This window comes from Cognatundibacterium jejuense, assembly GCF_014284255.1.
Classification (GTDB): Bacteria; Pseudomonadota; Gammaproteobacteria; order Burkholderiales; family Burkholderiaceae_D; genus Undibacterium; species Undibacterium jejuense.
In genome coordinates this window covers 13,030-32,014 of the sequence record NZ_JACOFV010000004.1, presented here as the reverse complement: position 1 = coordinate 32,014, position 18,985 = coordinate 13,030, and the positions used below count along the sequence as shown (strand labels likewise).

Annotated in this window: 13 protein-coding genes and 1 riboswitch; of the genes, 3 read left to right on the top strand and 10 right to left on the bottom strand. The window is 46.1% G+C overall.

Features of this window, described 5'->3' with window-relative positions:
- The first annotated feature begins 10 nt into the window (after positions 1-10).
- Positions 11-2,032, top strand: coding sequence for an ATP-binding protein (locus tag H8K32_RS05600; RefSeq protein WP_186911503.1), 2,022 nt, complete (start codon positions 11-13; stop codon positions 2,030-2,032).
- Between the two features lie 62 nt (positions 2,033-2,094).
- Here H8K32_RS05600 and H8K32_RS05595 read toward each other — a convergent pair whose 3' ends face one another.
- The 9 genes from H8K32_RS05595 to H8K32_RS05555 all read right to left on the bottom strand — a co-directional run bounded on the left by H8K32_RS05595 (position 2,095) and on the right by H8K32_RS05555 (position 15,237).
- Positions 2,095-3,051: a protein phosphatase 2C domain-containing protein gene (locus H8K32_RS05595; RefSeq protein WP_186911502.1), complete on the bottom strand. Its 957-nt coding sequence runs from the start codon at positions 3,049-3,051 to the stop codon at positions 2,095-2,097.
- A gap of 18 nt (positions 3,052-3,069) precedes the next feature.
- Positions 3,070-5,319, bottom strand: coding sequence for a serine/threonine-protein kinase (locus tag H8K32_RS05590; protein WP_186911501.1), 2,250 nt, complete (start codon positions 5,317-5,319; stop codon positions 3,070-3,072).
- A gap of 71 nt (positions 5,320-5,390) precedes the next feature.
- Complete coding sequence (locus tag H8K32_RS05585) at positions 5,391-6,572, bottom strand: hypothetical protein (RefSeq protein WP_186911500.1); 1,182 nt, start codon at positions 6,570-6,572, stop codon at positions 5,391-5,393.
- Positions 6,569-7,975: a hypothetical protein gene (locus H8K32_RS05580; RefSeq protein ID WP_186911499.1), complete on the bottom strand. Its 1,407-nt coding sequence runs from the start codon at positions 7,973-7,975 to the stop codon at positions 6,569-6,571. Before H8K32_RS05580 ends, H8K32_RS05585 begins: the two co-directional genes overlap by 4 nt.
- 30 nt (positions 7,976-8,005) lie before the next feature.
- Complete coding sequence (locus H8K32_RS05575) at positions 8,006-8,806, bottom strand: FHA domain-containing protein (RefSeq protein ID WP_186911498.1); 801 nt, start codon at positions 8,804-8,806, stop codon at positions 8,006-8,008.
- A 71-nt stretch (positions 8,807-8,877) separates the two neighbouring features.
- Complete coding sequence (locus H8K32_RS05570) at positions 8,878-10,161, bottom strand: VWA domain-containing protein (protein WP_186911497.1); 1,284 nt, start codon at positions 10,159-10,161, stop codon at positions 8,878-8,880.
- Between the two features lie 33 nt (positions 10,162-10,194).
- The gene (locus H8K32_RS05565) at positions 10,195-11,394 is read right to left on the bottom strand and encodes a toxic anion resistance protein (protein WP_186911496.1); all 1,200 of its coding nucleotides are present in this window, start codon (positions 11,392-11,394) and stop codon (positions 10,195-10,197) included.
- Between the two features lie 399 nt (positions 11,395-11,793).
- A complete protein-coding gene (locus H8K32_RS05560; RefSeq protein WP_186911495.1) occupies positions 11,794-14,223 on the bottom strand; it encodes an ATP-binding protein in 2,430 nt (809 codons plus the stop codon).
- Between the two features lie 12 nt (positions 14,224-14,235).
- Complete coding sequence (locus tag H8K32_RS05555; protein ID WP_222613026.1) at positions 14,236-15,237, bottom strand: substrate-binding domain-containing protein; 1,002 nt, start codon at positions 15,235-15,237, stop codon at positions 14,236-14,238.
- A gap of 330 nt (positions 15,238-15,567) precedes the next feature.
- Positions 15,568-15,673, top strand: a riboswitch (yybP-ykoY riboswitch).
- Positions 15,674-15,769: 96 nt separating this feature from the next.
- Between H8K32_RS05555 and H8K32_RS05550 the strand changes: the two genes are divergently transcribed.
- Positions 15,770-16,774 (top strand): sodium:calcium antiporter, encoded by a 1,005-nt coding sequence (locus H8K32_RS05550; protein WP_186911683.1) that lies wholly within the window; start codon positions 15,770-15,772, stop codon positions 16,772-16,774.
- A gap of 217 nt (positions 16,775-16,991) precedes the next feature.
- Positions 16,992-18,395, top strand: a complete 1,404-nt coding sequence (locus H8K32_RS05545) for a carbohydrate porin (RefSeq protein ID WP_343067928.1) — start codon at positions 16,992-16,994, stop codon at positions 18,393-18,395.
- Between the two features lie 89 nt (positions 18,396-18,484).
- Here H8K32_RS05545 and H8K32_RS05540 read toward each other — a convergent pair whose 3' ends face one another.
- Positions 18,485-18,934: a bacteriohemerythrin gene (locus tag H8K32_RS05540; RefSeq protein ID WP_186911494.1), complete on the bottom strand. Its 450-nt coding sequence runs from the start codon at positions 18,932-18,934 to the stop codon at positions 18,485-18,487.
- Positions 18,935-18,985 lie beyond the last annotated feature (51 nt).

The following is an 18,985-nucleotide window of genomic DNA, read 5'->3' as shown; positions in this document are numbered from 1 at the left end:
AGGTGCTGACGTGCGTTTGCTAAAGTTTTTACTTCCAGAATCTCTGGTTTTGCGCGTCTACGCGCTTTACACCGTGACCTGGCTGTCATTTATGTGTGCCGCTATTGGGCTTTACTATGAAACGCGCTTCACACAAGAAATAGAAGACGTACAAGAAGCGGCGGAATCGATGCTGGTCGTCGCATCGAACAGTGTTTCGGATAGTGTTGTTATAGGGGACTTTGACACTATCAAACGCACCTTAGACCATATGATGGTTAGCTCCAATTTTTCTTCGGCCAAATTTATCACGCTGCAACAAGGTGTAGTGAGTAGTCATGAAAAACCAGTGATCAATCATGGCTACATCCCCTCGTGGATTATTGAGCGAGTAGAAAACCACTTGTTTGACGATAACAATATCATCAAAGTTGGCGGCATCGATTATGGGGTTCTACGTTTAAGCTTCGATAATTTGCAAATTGCCGAACGTATGTGGCAAATGATGCAGGTAGCATTAGCACTCACCCTCGCTAGCTTCATCGGCGGATTGATTTTGATTTGGTATCCACTCAAAAACTGGTTGGGCAAACTTCAGGGAAGTAGCGTACTTGCACTAGGCACAGTGGAAGGACGTGACCTTGAAAACGAGTCATTGATCAGCGAGGCGCCACTTGAAGTCCGACAAACTTTGATACGCCTGCAAAATACCGCCAGTCAGTTGCGCATCGAACTCAGCGAACGCGAAAGTACGCTGCAATCACTGCGACAGATTTTAATCAGCCTTCTTCCTGAATCTGCAGACAAACCCTCGGAAGGACAAAATATCTCGATTATCTTGTCTGATATTGAGCATTTAATAGCCGAGGGTGAGAAATCCCGTTTAGCCTTAATTACCGCCAAAGAGAGTGCTGAACAAGCCAATCAGGCAAAAAGCATTTTCCTTGCCAATATGAGCCATGAAATCCGCACGCCTATGAATGGCATCATCGGCATGATTGATCTATGTCTGGACAGCTCGCTAAACAAAAACCAGCAAGAATTTTTAGCGATGGCAAAACACTCTGCTGACAATTTGTTAGTGATCATTAATGACATTCTTGATTTCAGTAAGATAGAAGCCAATAAGGTAGAACTTGAGTCCATTCCAATTTCGCTCAAAGATTTTCTGACTGATTTATTTAAAGCAGCCGAATTTCCAGCAAACAAAAAGAATTTAAGTTTAAAAACAGACCTCAGTTCAGAGCTACCACAGCTGATATTAGGTGACCCGGTTCGTTTAAGTCAGATTATCAATAATCTGCTTGGGAATGCGATTAAATTTACTGACCATGGACAAATTACGTTATCTGCTTATGTCAGCAATGAAGCGCCGACGCGCTTACTCATCAGCGTAAAAGATACCGGCATCGGCATCCCTGTGGAAGTTCAAGATCGCATATTTGATGCTTTTTCACAGCAGGATGTATCAACCACAAGGCGTTTCGGTGGCACCGGCTTAGGCCTGAGTATTTGCAATAAGCTAGCGCAATTGATGGGTGGTCGCATTACCATTAATAGTCAGGTTGGGGAAGGAAGCCAGTTCACCCTGGATCTTCCGGTCAATTTTCCTCCGGAAGCGGCTAAAACAAAGAAACCCGCAAATCATACCGAGGCAGCTGAAATCAGAAAATTAAATATTCTGATTGCAGAGGACAATGCGATCAATCAAGCATTAATGGTCAATTTAATGAGCCGTCAAGGACATAAAACCTGTATAGCAAACAATGGTGCCGAAGCGGTGACTATGTGGCAAGAGGGTAAATTTGATTTAATTCTGATGGATATGCAGATGCCAGTCATGGGAGGTATGGATGCCACCAGAGAGATACGCAGAATCGAGCAAGAAAAAAATATCACTCAACGAACTCCTATCCATGCACTGACCGCCTCAGCGATGGCGAGTGAACAGCAAGAGGCGATTGAAGCCGGACTGGATGGCTATCTGACCAAACCGGTCAATCGTCAGGTGCTCAATCAAGTACTAAGCACCATTGCGCAAAGAGGCACATAAAAAAATCGCCCATCAATTGTGATGAATATCACCGCAGCAAATACATCTCCAAAGGCATCATTTCAAACTGAGGGTGAATAACGATGCAAAATCACGCTAATGTTGTCATGCCCGCCTTGCTGATTGGCCAAATTGACAAGCCTCAGACATTGTTCACTCACCGTCAACCGTGAATCAAATAAGGCCAACATCATTGCCGGGCTATCGCAGTAATTCCATAATCCATCAGAGCATAACAAAATCGCCGTATCACTTTCCAACTTCATGCTGGCAAAATGAATAACGGGAACATCATCGCGCATCCCCAGACATTGAGTAATACAATGAGCATTGCGGTCTTTCAGTGCGGTATTAATGCTGATCCCCGCTTTAATTTGCTGATTGAGCCAGGAATCGTCTTCGGTCAACTGCACTACATTTTCATGACGAACGACATAGAGTCTGGAATCGCCAACCCACGCATAATGCAATTGTCCCGCTTCTATCATCGCCAATACTATTGTCGCCTCTGGTTCTGCCAGCGTGTGGTCATCGTATGGCAACGCACAGATCGCATCATTGGCTGCGCTGACGGCGATTTGCAAACGCTGACTGGCGCGCATATCACTGTGCGTTTGCAAACTAGCCAACGCTGTTGTCACTGCCACATGTGCTGCTTCTTTAGAACGACAAGCAGTAGAGACGCCATCTGCAACCGCTAACGAAAAAATTCCATCACTATCACGCATTGCTACCGCGTCCTGGTTTTCGGTATGTTGCAGACCGCGATGGCTGGCACTGACAGTCATCGCATTTAAAACCTGCAAATCAGGAAAATCAATTATCTGCTGCTTACGACCACAATTTTCACAAATACTATCAACGTCAAATTCAGCATGGCCGCAGGCACAAGCGATGCTAATCGTATTGGATTGAACACCAGCCAAATTACTTTCGGTCGCAACTGAAATCGCGGTACCACACGCCTCACAAAATGAGAAACCAGTACCAAGCACTTCACCACACTGCTTACAATCCACTATCCACTCCTGCCATCATTAAAGTAAAGTTACTGGGCGAACGCGATTTGCCTGATCCACCCAATAATGACGCTCTGCCTCGGTTTTAGCTAACCTGGATGCCTGTCTGAATTGGCCTTCTGCCGCAATCCGCAAGGCATGTTCGGTGTATTCGGCGCCTAAAAATGTGGTGTTCGCTGGCCAATTAGAACTCTTAGTTCGCTCCACCAACAGATTAATCAGGCGACCCGCAATTTGAAATACCGAGCCGCCACTGCCCAACACAGATTTAATCGCCGTTTCTGCCACTTGCATAACTTTGATATCGACAGTGTGCGGATAGGCGAGCAACATTTCTCCGACGCTCAGTTGCGTTTCTGTGTGCAAGGCATGATTGCCAGGAACGCGTTGTAAAATATTAAAGGCTTCCATGAGACGACCCGCTTTAGCATGACAACGCGCCGCACCAACATGAGCGCTGACAAAAGCCGGATCGACTTGCCCTACCCTATCGTAATACGGCAAGGCTTGTTCGAAGTCATTGGCAATTTCCGCTGCAAATCCCATTGCAAGGCGCGGTCCCAACTCACCTGGCATTTCGAAATAACAGCGCTCAAAATATGGAAGCGCTTTTGCGCCTTCATTTTTCGTGATCAGGTATAAACCACGATACCAACTTGCGCGCCAGTCAAATGGATCAGCGTTTTCCAACTGAGTTAAGGTTGACTCGATCACGGCATCGCGCTGCCCGGGCAACAAATCCTTATTCGCGATCAACACTTCAACCAAACGCAATCTTGGTTCGGCCGCTTTGTCGCCATTCTTTTCTACCAGCTTTTGCAGTTCTTCCAATTGCTCGTTGGCATCCATCATACTGAGCACACAAATCACTTCACCTGCGGCTCTATCATCGATCCTGACACGAGGATTAGGCAAAGATAAAGGATTGATTTGCGTTGCCAATTCGCGTGCTGAGGCATGGATTAATCGGTCGCCGGTAAACACTTTGCTATCAACCGGTTTAGGTCCCGATTGCAAGGCGACGATTTCTCGCAACACCCCAAATAATTGCTCACCCATTTCATCCGCAGTCTGGAAGCGTTCGTCCGGATCGGTATGCGTAGCGCGCAATAAAAACCGATACAAAGATTCGTTTTCCGCCAAAACCTCTGCGCTATCTGGGCTAGGCAATTTGAACTCATAGTCAGAAGAAAACTTAAAGTCCATGATCAATACCGCTAACGCCCGGCCAAGCGTGTACAAATCCGACACTGCAATCGGATCGGTACTTGCCTCAGGTGCTGAGAAACCTATCGTGGCATAGATATCACCGTTCGGATCACCAATTTTTCTGACGGCGCCCATATCAATCAGTTTGACATCCCCCGCCTCAATCATGACGTTGTCTGGTTTAAAATCGCAATACACCAGGCCTTGTGCATGCAGATAAGCAAATGCTGGTAAAATCCCCAAAATATAGGAAATTGCTTCGGTCACTGGCAATGGGCCGCGTTGTTTGCGCAAACTATGTACCGTTTGCCCGCCAACATACTCCATAATGATAAAACCTTCAGTGCCCTGATTCACAAAATCATAAATAGCCACAATCTTAGAATGCTTTAACACTGCAAGATAACGGCGCTCCGCCACAGCCGCAGCCGCACTGGCTTCATCATTCGCATTCAGCAAACCTTTAAGCACCACCCAACGCTGTAACACCTGATCCCACCCAAGGTAGATCCAACCCAGACCACCAAACGCAATCGGACCTTTAATTTCATATTTTCCGGCGACCACGTCACCCGCTTTGAGTCGTGCAACGAAATCGTAAGGGGTGCCACATGCAGGACAAAAACCCTTTGCACGATTCACCTGCGCATCGCACTTCGGGCAATGGCGTTTATGTAAAGGTACTTCAGGATCGGCCATTAAGAGTTTCAATGGATCCTGATTCGGCAGATCTGGCAGCGACACCAAACCACCGCCAAGTGCATTACGTCGAGTGCTTGAGTGGGAGGTGATACCAGCGCGGCGACGGGTAGTTTTAGCGCCACCAGATTCTGGTAAACGTACAGGATAATTGACGGTAAAGCGCGTCGATCCGCGGGTGCGTCCGGTGGTCACATTACCGGTCGTAAAGTCAGCAGAGAGATTCGGCGCAACAACTCCCGGCGGCAATCCAAGACCGCCAGTCGCCGCCGTTAGCAGCGTTTTACTGGCTGGCTTACCACAATCTTCACACACGTCGTCGACAACGACTCCACCGCAATATTGACAGGACGCTGCCATAAAATCACCTCAAGTTTTACTATCCGAGCTTATTAAAAAGCGGTCTTTAAAAAACGGTTCCCAGTATGGGGTTAAATTATCTTGCTTAACTGCTGCTGATACTGAGACACCTTGACCCGTAAATTTTCCAGATCCAAAGGACGCATCAACAAATCAGTTTCAATTTGTACGCGCAGCTGTTGTCGTCTTTGATCAATACCGTGCTGCATAATGAGTGTCTGATCTTTGGCTTTATATGCTGCAAAACGTCCTTTTAATTCATCAACTTCTGCACATCGGGTTTGCACTTCGGCAATCGCACGATTTAAGTCGGCTTGCGCCTGGGTCATCGCCAATTGCAGCCTACTCATACCCACCAACACCGCCGACCATTGACCGGCATGCAAACTATTTTCTAAAGTCTCGCACCAGCTTTGCAACATCGCGATCGGTGAAGTGCCAGGCATTTTTAAGGTGCTTAAAGTCTGCGCACCACATAGATGACTGAGATTTTCACATTGTGAGTGATACGTCAGCTCCAGATCCCTTAATTCATTTAACGTTAACTTGGCCTGCTCAACTTCTTTCTCCGCCGATAGCCTGGTACGTTCAAGGTCATCCAATTTGGCGGCCCAGACACTGAGGCTTCGACGCAAGGCTTCTATGCCGTCTAAGGCATTGAGAGGATCCGCCTGCAAACCTTGAATTTCGATAAACGATGGACGATCAGATTCAGCTTTTAACCCTTTAGCACGTTGCTCCATCAGGCTGTAATCATGCTTGATGCCAACCAGGGCTTCGGCTCCTCTTGACTCGGCGAGATCTAACTGATTTAAGCTATCTCTGGCCTGCTCAAATTCATTTTGCATGATCAGCAAGAGCGCCGCAGGCGTCAACTGCGAACTCTGCGCAGCACTGCCTAACAAGTCGCGGTTCTTGATCGACACTTGCCCGGTTGTCCTGACGATGGAAGAGCCTTCCAGCAAGGCGAATATTTTATCCTCGCGAGTTGACGATGACATAAATAAACTATGCTGCGCAATATTCAATGCCTCATCGACTATTTTGGCTAACAATAAATAATCATCGACCAGAGTACTTAATTGCGCTGTCGCTTGTTCTGCTTTAGCTTTACTCAAACCCGAATAATTACCAGCCCTGAGTTTGATGCGAATCCGCTTCGTACTCTCAGCATCCGCTAACTCATTTGCATTCGTGCTGATAGCGGCAAGCCGCTGTTGCCAGACCGCTAGCGAATCATCTATATTGCTCACTCGCGAAACTCCACCAGACGTTTTTGGATACCAACTATCGTTCCCAATACAGGTGCAAATAACAGAAGCGCCAATAGATAAACAAGTTGCTTTATCGAGGACATTGCTCGGGCGATGCCATCATCAAATTGGGCCTGGTTGATCATCAAGGTTTTCGACAGCGCTGCATTAAAACGATCAAACGCCCAGTCTGATTGATGTTCAAGTTTACCAATACAAAGAGCAAGCGCTTGTTCATGTTTGCCACTGGCTTCGAGTTGACGGATCTCTTTGTCAATATAGACGTATTCGACCCAGGCTTTTAATGTATCAACGGCTGCCTGGTGTTCCCCAGGGAAGGTCACGTTCACCAACTCATCAGCCAGCAAACCATGCCCTTTCAATTCTTTGGGATTAGAAATTAAGGCGTTTGCAGCGCCTATTTTAGACGAGAAAATTTTATCGGCAGCGTCAGCGAACAAAGCAGTTTGCTTTGCTTGCACTTGCTTGTCAGTCATTAACAAGTACATACTTTCCTGTGCATTCGCTGAATATGCCAACGCTTGTGCCTGCGATAACACGTGGACAGAATCAAACGCGTCTTCTTTGGCAGTTCGAAGATCAGACGATATTTGATCAATTTTAATTGCCATGCAAGAAATGCTGGCGATAAATACCAACAAGCCAGATAGCATGACTGGATTGACGATACGTTTAAATATTGCAAACATCTTCACCTGCGCTTCTATCAATGCCACGATCAACAATATAGACAACAACAGGAACGTCACAAAATAATTTTTTGCAGCTTGCCTGCCCTCGGCATAACTACTCGCAAGATGTGTAAAATTCGCATTATCAAGCTCAACCACAGCCGGCAAAATATGCTCACGCATCAATGTGTCAGCTTTCAGCAGCAAGTCATGTGAATCTTTCGTAACCAGAGCCATGCCCACAACGCGTTCATATTCTGACAACAGGGTCATTGCCGTTAAAATCGGCTTACGCTCTTCGTCACCAAAAGTAATGTTTTGCGCCGCCGACAATAACTTATTATGCGCCTGATTGATCGCAGCAATATATGCTTTGCCAGATGCTCCATTTGCTTCTTCTTTTAGCAAAAAAAGATCCATGAGATTGGTATGTGCATCAGCCAATCGTGAACGTATTTGCTCAGCGGCGACAATAGAAGGAACCGCGTCCTTCCCGACGGTATTGACTACCGAGCGATAGCTATCGAAAACAAAAAAAGCTGCAATAAAAACACAAACACTGAGAGCTACGCACAACGCGCGTCTCAGCTTAAGTTGCTGTGGGACTTCAGATACCTGATACAAATCAGCCTCGACTAAAGAGACGTGCAAAGTATCTTGCAAAGTTCCACCCACGGGAGCGTTGACTGGAGTTAGCATAGCAGAAGACATAAATAGCTTTCCTAAAACGGTAAGTGTCGATTATCTAAGTTCGACACGAATCCGTGTCCACATACCCAGAGTCAATTCGTCACCCGGACTGATCATGGCAACAACACCGGCTAACATAAGTTTATTATTGAGTTCGGTACCATTGGCAGAACCCAAATCGAGAACCGTATGGTTTCCTTTTTCGTCGCGCATCAATTTCAAATGACGGCGAGAAATACCCGGATCCTGAACGACGATTTCGGGATAAATGCCCTTACCTTCAAACTGCCGCCCCAAAGTTTGTTCATCCAAATCAAGATGATATTCTCTGTCGGGCGCCCCGACCGGACACGGATTTCCCGGATCATTTTCAGTGTACAAGGTCGAATCGACCGTAATAATGAGCTTGAGGCGCTGCGACTGCATCGTCGTATCCGCGACATTGTTCACCGTGTTAACTATGGGTGACGAAACGCAGACATCTGGAACAACGGGTGACGTTGGTACAGTCTCTGCAACAGTTTTTAGCACTGGCGGCTCGGCAGCTACTACCGGAGAAATTTGCGGTATTGGCGTAGGTGCTGGCTTAGCTAAACTCTGCAAGCCATTAAACGATGCACCAAGTTCAAAATCATAACGGCAAACTTCACAATAGCGAGTACCACTGCGACGTGGCGTCATGCAATCTGGACAATCCAGATTATCAACCCTGGCAGAAGCAGGTTTTGCATCGGCCACTTTAGGTGCAACGGGCGCATTATTATTCGCGGCTGATAATTTAATCGGAGCACCACACTCCGAGCAATAATCCATATCCGTGGAAAAATGACCTTTAGGACAAATATTACTCATGGTTTCAATTCAGTTAAAGTGAGAGTGTGATGGTGTAAACCTTGATCCGATGAACCTTGTCAAAAGTCATCTTAAATGTTACCAACCACATCACCAACAACACCAGTACGACGGCGCACCGTGCGCGTTCCGCCTAACTCCAATTCCATATCAGCTGCTTTATCAGCCTTTTTCAGGCGTACTGTACCGGCGTCGGCATCAATCACATCAACTACTTTTTTCAAGCGACGCGTCACCTCTTCGTTACCGGATTCCTGTGCCAATTTTGCCGCGCGTCCTAACAAACGCGTGGCTTTATCTTCATCACCCTTGGCCTTCGCTTCAAGCCCTTCCTGGATCGAGTCTGCCAATTCTTTTTGCCCGGTATAGTGTGCAACTTCCTTACTGATGCGTGTCGTCAGCATGTCATCACCTGACCATCTGACTGCGATCGGATCACAAGTGGCTTTAGTTTCTATTCCACCCTCCAGATAAACAACACTCGCACGGCATGCCAACACTTCTTCATCAACAGCACCAGCTGGCAATTCAAAGGCAAGTTGGAAATCACGCGCCTCATTACCCCAAGCTCCCAACGGCACATCAAGCGTTTTATCATCGATTCGTGTGGCGACTGGCATCAGATCCATAATGTCAGGGCTCATTTGCTTTACTGTCAGTAGCTTGACGACTTTTGGCGACCAGATGCGTAATACCGCGCCTGAAATACCTTTCGACATGGAACGCCTTAAAAAGGCTTGCAAATCTTCTTCCAGACCGGCTGGATCAGTGATCGCATCAGCAGTACCCAACAAAGCCGAAGCGATGGTGCGCAACTCTACTGGCTTCCAATCGGTACCGATACCGCGACAGTCACAATGAAACACGCCTTTGCATTCTTCAATCACAGCAGTAAGATGCATGCTGTCTTCAGCACCATTTTCACCATCGGTCTGAAAGTACACGCTCGCCATGGTGGCGCCACTACTCCTGACCTGGTGATAGGCAGCTTTCAGTCCAGATGACATGGACGTTGAACCTGACGCGCGCAAACCTTGAATTGCACTATGCGCAAACGCTTTATTCGCCGCAGTGGCAGGGCTTGCTTTAACCACAATATCAGCACTACCTGAAAAACTGACCACAAAGAACCACATATCTTCCGACAACATATCGATACCACGACGTGCAGCATTTTTTGCTTGTGAGAGCTTTTCACCACCCATCGAACCCGATACATCCAGGACAAAACCGACAATTTTTCGACCACCTGCATTGGGGACAATCTGCACATCCGAAGAAATCGTCAATACCGTATCAAGACGTGACTGACCTACAGATAAATATGGGTTGAAGAACCCTTGAATACGAAACATAAAACACTCCGACGAGAGTCAGTTAAGACGATATTAAGATGAAATTTTTTGTACAAATTGATTGCCAGATTCCAGCAAACCTTCAGTAAATTTACGATTGAGTGCGTTCAAATCATTAATGGATTTTTCACGTTTATCGGCGTTTTCCAGATCCAGACGATGACCAAGCGCGATCGTCTGCAACAATTTATCCGCGGATTGCGCCAGTACAGCAACATCCGCCGCAAAATCTCCCTGGCTGTTTTTCGCTTTTAAATACGCGTCTTGCAACTGATCGCTACCTATACCACCCAATTCTCTGGACAAGGCACGGCGTGCTTCCGTCGCTTTGGATGCCTTTGCTGTTTCCGATAAAGCGGCTACATTAAGAATTGCCCGTTTCAAAGCAGGTAGATCGAACAGAATACTATCCATGACATTATTCATTTCTATCATGGCAGCCGTTTGTGTGGCCCGAATTTCTGGCACCGAGACGATAGACTGGCTGTGCGCCACATGCATACGCACGACTCGTGTTTCAAATGCATTGATTTGCTCAGCAAAGTCGCGCAGCTTAGCGATTTCGACTACATCGCGTGATTGCTCTACCGCAACACGTTTTTGTTCAAATTCCAGACGCGCACGCTTGATCAGTATCTGGCCGGCCGCCATATACAATTCCATGGTTTTGATATGGTCAATACTGGCTTGCACCAGACGATCCAATTTATCGTTGGTCGATCTGAGGGTAGTCAGTTGCGCCTGCGATTTTTGTTCGATCGCATTCAGATGTTCAGTAATTTTCTTATGATTTTGCTGTAATGCACGTAATGCCGAGAACCATTCACCAACAAAAGGGATTTTCCCAAATTGTTCAGCCAGACTGCTTTGACCTGCAACCTCTTGTTTGATCTTAGGAAGATTCAGGTCTTTCAAGGTTGTCGCCAGTGCAATGGTAATTTCTCCCGCACGCCCTGCTTCGCTGGTACGCATTCCTTCCAATAACTGATCGAGATGTTTACTCAATTCACGTTGCGCATCAGCGCCAAATGACATCAGGCTATTGGTATCGGAAAACGATACACTGGCAGCGATTTGATTGATACGCGCTTTTTGCTCATCGGTAAATTTGTTTAAATCGATTTGCCGGTCCGCTTGCAATTCGTAACGCAGGGCAGGTGGATTTCCATCGTACAAAGATACCGTATTCAACGGAGAAACAACCAATTCTGTTTCTGTTTTTGACTCGCTCATTATGCAACCCCGATCTAAATCCATTGAAAAATCAATCTCACTATTTACTCCCTGCAAGGATGGGGAGCATCTGCAAATCCGCATCTACAAGTCCAATTCATTTTGGACAAGCTGCATCTTGGCACCGCATTAGCGTAAAAGAAACGGTAATTATTTTTTTCTTTAACCGATAATTTATCAGCAGAAACCGTTGCATATTTACAACCAGACAGAATCCAGGGGAACAATCGAAAAATCACCAATCTATGTGGTCTGACTTTTAGATTATTGCAATTATGCCACTTAATAAGAGATGAAAGGATAAACAACAGTGGGGGAATAAGTTAAAGACACAAAACTAGCCGCATGCGCGAACCGTGGAAGTCGCTAATGAATCTTGAATGAGAAGCTTTCGGAAATTTACAACCCTTGCTGGGTAAGTGCTTCGAGCGCGACGGGCGTCAGCGGCAGGGTGATAATAAAACAAGTACCAACACCGACTTCGGACTCGAGCTGCACGGTTCCGCCAAGCACGCTAGTGACAATATTGTAGACAATATTTAAGCCGAGACCAGATCCGCCCTGCCCCAATTTGGTCGTAAAAAAAGGATCAAAGACACGTGCGAGATTTTCAGTTGGGATACCCAAACCATCATCGCTAAAAACCAACTCTGCGTGAGTCTCATCGATCAAACGCGTCGTCAAGCGCATCGTTCCCTGCCGCCGTTCTTCAAACGCATGCGTGAGTGCATTGGTGACCAAATTGGTCAATACTTGCCCCAAAGGCCCGGGATAACTATTCATCTTAATACCCGGCGCTAAATCGCTAGTCATGACAAATGCAGTTTTTTTATACATAGGCACCAGAGTGACCATGATTCCTTCAATCGTCTCTTTCAAATCAAAACTACGCCGTTGATTGCTTGCCTGGTCCGCCGCAACTTGTTTAAAACTGGCAATCAGGTCATGGGCGTTACCAAGATTGCGCAACAACAACTCGGTACCCTTTTCGATAATATCAAAATACGTCTCAATAGCCGAGCGACGCAAATTACCTTCTTTCACAGAACGACGTAAATCACGCGTATCGTCATGCAAAGTGCTTGCCACCGTTACACTATTACCTATCGGAGTATTCAATTCATGTGCAATACCAGCAACCAGGGAACCAAGCGCGGCTAATTTTTCCGAGCGTACCAACTCACTTTTTGTGAGTTTTAATGACTCAAGAGCTTCATATAGTTCCTCGTTGGTTTCTTGTAATTTCAACGTACGAGACTGTACCCGCGATTCTAATTGTTGGTTAATTTCTTGAATTTCTTTTTCGGTTTCACGCTGGCGTGTGATGTCGACCGCCGAAAAAATGAAGAGTCGTTCCTCATGAATTTTGATTGGTCGGCCAGATAAAATACAAATCAAAATACGACCGCTCTTTGCTCGCTGGCGAACCTCGATTCTCGTCGCTTGCGTTTGCTTGATCTGATCCAACATGGCTTGGCGCTCATTTAAATCTACCCAGACATTGAGTTCAAACGAAGTATTGCCAATGATCTCTTCTCTGGAAAATTCAAATTGCGCAAGCCAGACATCATTAACGTCCACAAACTGGCCATTTTCTATGCGAACCAACCCCAGTGGAATCGGTGCCTGCTGGAAAATGCTGGCAAACTTATATTGACTTTCGCGCAATTCTTCTTCGTATTGCAAACGCATTTTATGGGCATCTACAAAGGCATTAAACCAAACAACAAGCTCACTGATTTCATCCCTGCTTGCGGGTACCGGCAGGTGTTCAACCAGGTCATTTTTTTGTTCTTGAATACGGCGAAAACCTTTAGAAATTTCTTGAATGGGCGCAACCATGTTTCTTCTGAATAAATGGCTAGCCAATAAAATAATAATCGAACTGAGAACAATCAACAATCCGACAAGCTGCGTCAATCTTCGCATTGGTGCGAGCAAAGTTTCCTGAGGAATTACCCCAAACAAGTGCCATCCCTGATTTTTTATGGTCGCAAGGCTGACGAGATAATCACGGTTATCAATGTGCAAAGCTGATTTTTCATTGCCACTTTTGAGCCAATTCGCGAGGCTTTCGGGCATATTTTGCCCTACTATTTTCTTATCTGGTGCGTAAACTACCCGCCCATCAGCGTCAGTAACCACCATATAAGAACCACGTCCCAAATCAACTTTACTGAAATGATCAAAGAGGTAGCTGGTAGAGCAATTAATCAACAACATACCAACTGGCTCCGACAACTGCGTTTCGCTGGAATAGCGCCACACAATCTTATATGCAGTGAGTAATTTTTCAGAATCAGATGCGGGGTATAACTTATTGCCCACACTCAGCCACTGCAATGCACCATCCGAAGCCAACGCCGTTCTGTACATCGTGTCACGCACGTGCTTATTGACTTCCGGCTCGCTTAAAGTTTCACCGACATAAAAGCGGTGCCCTTTTGCAGTATAAAAATCGATCGAGGCGACGCCTTTTAGGCTGCTATATAAATTCAGATTTTGGCGAATTTCTGCCTGAGTGGACAAATCGTCATAGGCGTCGCGCTTCATTTCATTCAACGCGTCTGTTCGAGCGGCAACCTCGCCGATTTTATCTATCGTTGCAATCCGGGACGCCAGGTTATCTACCTGTTGCAACTGCAACTGTAAATAATCACGCTGATTATTGACTAACTGAGAACTATATCCACTGGTTAAATCCAGAATAGTTTCCTGAACCACGTCGTAGGAACTGACAGCAAAAATCAATAGTGGCAAGATGCTCACGATGACCAGATAGCCAATCAGCTTATAAATGATATTAAACTTGATGAACTTGAGTTTCAAAACTCACTCTACCTATTTAAGCGTATCGATTGAAACTAAATGCGCGTCAACAGTGAGGACTGAGGGCAATTTTTCCCCCTTCAATGCACGCACTGCGAGAACCACTCCCTGATACCCTTGCAAGGCTGCTTGCTGGTCTACAGTTACCTTCATCTTACCAGCCCGAACCGCCGCTTTAGCATCATCAAGAGCATCATAACCAATGATCTGCACATTCTTTCGAGCACTATCAGAAATATATTTAATGGCACCCAATGCCATCATGTCGTTAGCGCAGAAAATCACCTTAACTGTCGGATATTTTTCAAAGATCTGCTTTGTTACCTTGTACGCTTCATCAATTTTCCAATGTGCTGTTTCTTTTGCCACGATTTGTATCAGCTGATTTGAATTAAAAGCGCGAACTGCCCCCGTCATCCGCATGCGCGCGTTCTCTGCGCCAGGCAAACCCTCGATAATAGCGACCTGGGTGGGCTTACTAATTTTATCGACCACCGACTTCACTGCATCAAAACTTGCTCCTTCATTATCGACACTGATAAAGGGGATCATCGGCATACCAGAATTACGCAAGGTGCCAGGGTCAAGCTGATTGTCGATATTAATGATGACAATCCCCGCTTTATTCGCTTCTTTTAACACTGGAATTAAGCGACGAGAATCACCGGGGGCAATTACTATTGCATTCACTTTTTGCTCTATCAAATCCTGGACAATCTGAATTTGTTCTTCTATCGCCGTTTCCTGCCCCGCAGTTTTAACGATAAGTTCAACACCCAACTCTTGCTCAGCCCGTCTTGCCCCTTTCTCAATATCAATGAAAAAAGGATTGGTAAAGGCTTTCAAAACCAACCCAACTTTATATCTGGACGAGAGTTCCGGCGCTGGAGATGAGCTAGAAGTGGAATTATTCCCAGATTTATCGCCTTGCCCACATCCACATAAAAAAATAAACAGCAGGCAAATCAAAAATGAACGACAAGCACTCATAATTTCCTCATAAAAACCCAACATTTAACCCAGGCGCGCAGGCTGGAAAATGAATTAATTAATACAAAAACAGACTCAAAATACTCGGAATGGTTTAAGCAAGGACAATCGGACTCTCAAATAGATTTACTAATACTATAGGCAATTGATTACATCTCGCCTACAAAAACATATTAAATTGTATTAAATATGCTTCCCACTATAAAAATTATTAAATGATTCAGTAAAAAGCGACAATTGATCCACTACACAGATCATAAATAATGCATAAAAGATATTTTCCTGGCCGCATACAAGTATTTAAATTTCTAAAAAAATAGGCAGACAAGGTAAAACGTGGCTGATAGAATGCTCGCCATTGTCATTGGGGAGTAGCCATCTTTAGTTCCCGCTAAAGAGTCCACGTCAACAAACTTGAGAAAAAAAACTCATGGCGTGGTCAGCTTCTGCTGTTGCAGTTAAGCCAGGCAAGACCTTTGGCCACCTTACGTTTTGCCAGTCGGGCGAGTCGTATGGTTGCGCCATTGTCCTCATTCTCGCCCGACCACTGAGACCCATGCTTCTCACTATTACGCTATTTTCTCTCTCTGCAGTCGCGATTTATATTGCATGCGAATTTTTCGTGAACGGTATCGAATGGTTTGGCCACAGGCTCAAGCTCGGCGCTACAGCGATTGGTTCAGTACTCGCGGCATTTGGCACTGCCTTGCCGGAAAGCGCAGTCACTTTTATGGCAGTCGCTTTCGGTAAAACTTCAGCCCAAAAAGACATAGGCATAGGCGCCGCAATGGGTGGTCCACTTGTATTGGCGACGTTGGCATATGCAGTCGTTGGCGCGGCATTAATTTTTCATCGGCATAAACTTCAACGTATTAATCGTCAGGTACAAGTCGACCATATTCGCCTGAGTCACGATCAGGCAGCATTTCTTGGCGTTTTTGTGGTCAAAGTTGGATTGGGCTTGGTGGCATTTACCTATAAGCCTTGGTTGGGACTTTTATTTCTTGCAACCTATGCGCTGTATGTCTGGCGCGAAATTCAAACCAGCGATACCGCACCCGAAGAAGAACAATTAGAGCCTCTTAAGTTCTGTCCTTCAGTCGCTGAGCCATCTTTGCGTTGGGCAGCACTTCAAGTGACGTGCTCACTCGTTGTTATTAGCATTGCATCGCATGTATTTGTCGGTCAGCTCGAAGCGATCGGCACCGCCCTGAATTGGTCGCCGCATCTGGTGGCATTATTATTGAGTCCAGTCGCTACAGAGCTGCCAGAAACCATGAACGCGCTCATTTGGGTCAAACAAGGCAAAGAAAGGCTGGCACTGGCTAATATTTCTGGCGCCATGATGATACAGGCAACGATACCGAGTGCCTTGGGGCTATTTTTTACGCCATGGCTGTTTGATGGGCCGCTGCTAGCCTCAGGCATTATCACAGCGCTTGCGATTGTATTTCTTTGGCAGCTATTCCGACGCGGAGCTGTTGATGGCCGAAAACTACTCGTTGTCAGTGGTTTTTATGGCGTCTTCGTGTTATTGGTGGCATGCTGTTTTTCACGCTAAGGTAAGACACGCGCAGACTTGTCCCAGCTCAAAGGAAAATTCTTTGCGTCAGCTACATTTAATGCGACATCATCGTTTCAACTGACGAACGAAGTGGTATTTCGCTGTATCGGTCAAACACTGAAGATCGCCATGCCACATTGCGATAAAATCCAGAAAACGCTGCTTTAACTTTCAAAAAACACGACGAATAACATCATTGATAAAGAAAACTAGTGTGAAAAAACGTATTTTTGATTTAGTACCAGACAAGTCCGCCCCCACCTCAATTCGTGTAAGCAGACCGCCCAAAGGCGTCGCTGCCGTAGCATTTGGCGGCACAATTTTAGCCCTGGCTCTTCACGCCCATGCCGATGAAGCCGCCCCGGCTCTGCCTCCGCAAGCTGATGAAACATGGGCGGTGCATGGCCAGGTAACAACCATCCTGCAACAACATCCCCGATTTACCTCTCCTTATAGCGGTCCGCAGAGCATGGATCCGAATGGTCGTCAGGAAGAGACAACGGATGTGACACTCTTTGCTGGCACAAAGTTATGGCGCAACGCAGAATTATGGATCAATGCGGAAATCGATCAAGGCTTTGGCTTGAGCCACTCGTTTGGTGCGGCTGGCTTTCCCAGTGGCGGCGCTTACAAAGAAGGTGCAAACATGCCCTACCTTCGCATGCCACGCTTATTTGTACGTCAGGTATTTCCGCTTAGCGGCGAACAAGTCGCAGTTGAAGCCGGTGCCAATCAATTGGCGAGCACGCATAGCGCCGATAATGTCACACTGACCTTCGGCAAGATGGCCGTGGTCGACATTTTTGATAACAATACCTATGCACATGATCCACGTTCTGATTTTTTAAACTGGGCAATGATCGACGGTGGCGCACTTGATTATGCAGCCGACATGTGGGGCTACACTTATGGGGTAGCCGCAGAATGGAATCAAGGAAACTGGACGTGGCGCAATGGTATCTATCAAATGTCGCTGGTTCCAAACGGTAAAATTACTGGCATTGATTTCCATCAATTTGAATTCATCACCGAAGTGGAAGAACGCCACCAACTCGCAGGTCACCCGGGCAAGCTGAAGTTGCTCGCTTACCTGAACCACGCGTCAATGAGTAAATACAGCGATGCCGTTCAGAGTGCGATAGCCAACAACACGACACCTGACGTCGCAGCCAATCGCCATTACGCATCCAACTATGGCTTCGTTTTAAACGGCGAACAAGAATTAACGTCTGACATCGGCGCGTTTGCGCGTTTCAGCAAAACACCCGGTGATAAAGAAGTTTACGAATTCACGGACATCAGCCAAGGCTTCTCTGCAGGCATCCAAATCAAAGGCGACCGCTGGGGACGGCATGACGATACGATTGGCCTGGCGATTGCACGCAATAGCATCTCAGGCGATGCGCAGCGATACTTTAAAGCGGGCGGGCTTGGTGTTTTGATTGGTGATGGCACACTCAATTATGGCGCTGAAAATATTTTGGAAACCTACTACGCCATCCGCGTTCATCCACACGCGACCATCACTATTGACTATCAACAAATCAAAAACCCAAGCTACAACATGGATCGCGGCCCGATCAATGTTTATGGCTTACGCTTCCATACTGACATCTGATCGGCAGCTTAATACTGCCTTTTGTCACGAGCTACAACATAGGCAAACTCACAGGCTTCTCCGCATTGATGAACGACATACAGCATCCACTATTTCTCTTCTAATAACAGATACTGCTCATAAAGATGTTCACCAATCGGGCGGCGCACCGCGCTTTTTACATAATTCGCTATTTTCAAGTCTTCATGCAAAATGTGGTCAGATATCCACTCATTTAAAAAATACAGCAAATCTTCCGGAAATTCCTGCTGGCGATTAATCTTCACCAACATTGACTCTATGCGTTTCAATAGTTCTGTATGCACTAACGCATGCTGATCAACATCAGGATAGGCAATTTCGTGCATCAGATTCTCTTCACTGACAAAATGAAATTCAGTAAATTTTTTCATTTCCAGCATGATTCTGAGAATAGTTTGCCTTGATTCGTTAGCCTTAATCGCTATGTCCAATTTCCGGTACAACAAAATGAGTATGCGATGCTGTGTATCAATAAGATCGTTATTGAGCACAAAAGTTTTTTCCCAATGGATATACATGATGCTCCCTCAACAATTTACCGATGTCAGAACGTGAGAAACTCTCCACAC

What these genes read in the sequence shown, in the direction of transcription:
- H8K32_RS05590 (WP_186911501.1), bottom strand. Translation starts at nt 5,319, where the DNA reads ATGGCAGCGTCCTGTCAATATTGCGGTGGAGTCGTTGTCGACGACGTG.
- H8K32_RS05580 (WP_186911499.1), bottom strand. Translation starts at nt 7,975, where the DNA reads ATGTCTTCTGCTATGCTAACTCCAGTCAACGCTCCCGTGGGTGGAACT.
- H8K32_RS05575 (WP_186911498.1), bottom strand. Translation starts at nt 8,806, where the DNA reads ATGAGTAATATTTGTCCTAAAGGTCATTTTTCCACGGATATGGATTAT.
- H8K32_RS05570 (WP_186911497.1), bottom strand. Translation starts at nt 10,161, where the DNA reads ATGTTTCGTATTCAAGGGTTCTTCAACCCATATTTATCTGTAGGTCAG.
- H8K32_RS05565 (WP_186911496.1), bottom strand. Translation starts at nt 11,394, where the DNA reads ATGAGCGAGTCAAAAACAGAAACAGAATTGGTTGTTTCTCCGTTGAAT.
- H8K32_RS05555 (WP_222613026.1), bottom strand. Translation starts at nt 15,237, where the DNA reads ATGTTGGGTTTTTATGAGGAAATTATGAGTGCTTGTCGTTCATTTTTG.
- H8K32_RS05550 (WP_186911683.1), top strand. Translation starts at nt 15,770, where the DNA reads ATGCTTCTCACTATTACGCTATTTTCTCTCTCTGCAGTCGCGATTTAT.
- H8K32_RS05540 (WP_186911494.1), bottom strand. Translation starts at nt 18,934, where the DNA reads ATGTATATCCATTGGGAAAAAACTTTTGTGCTCAATAACGATCTTATT.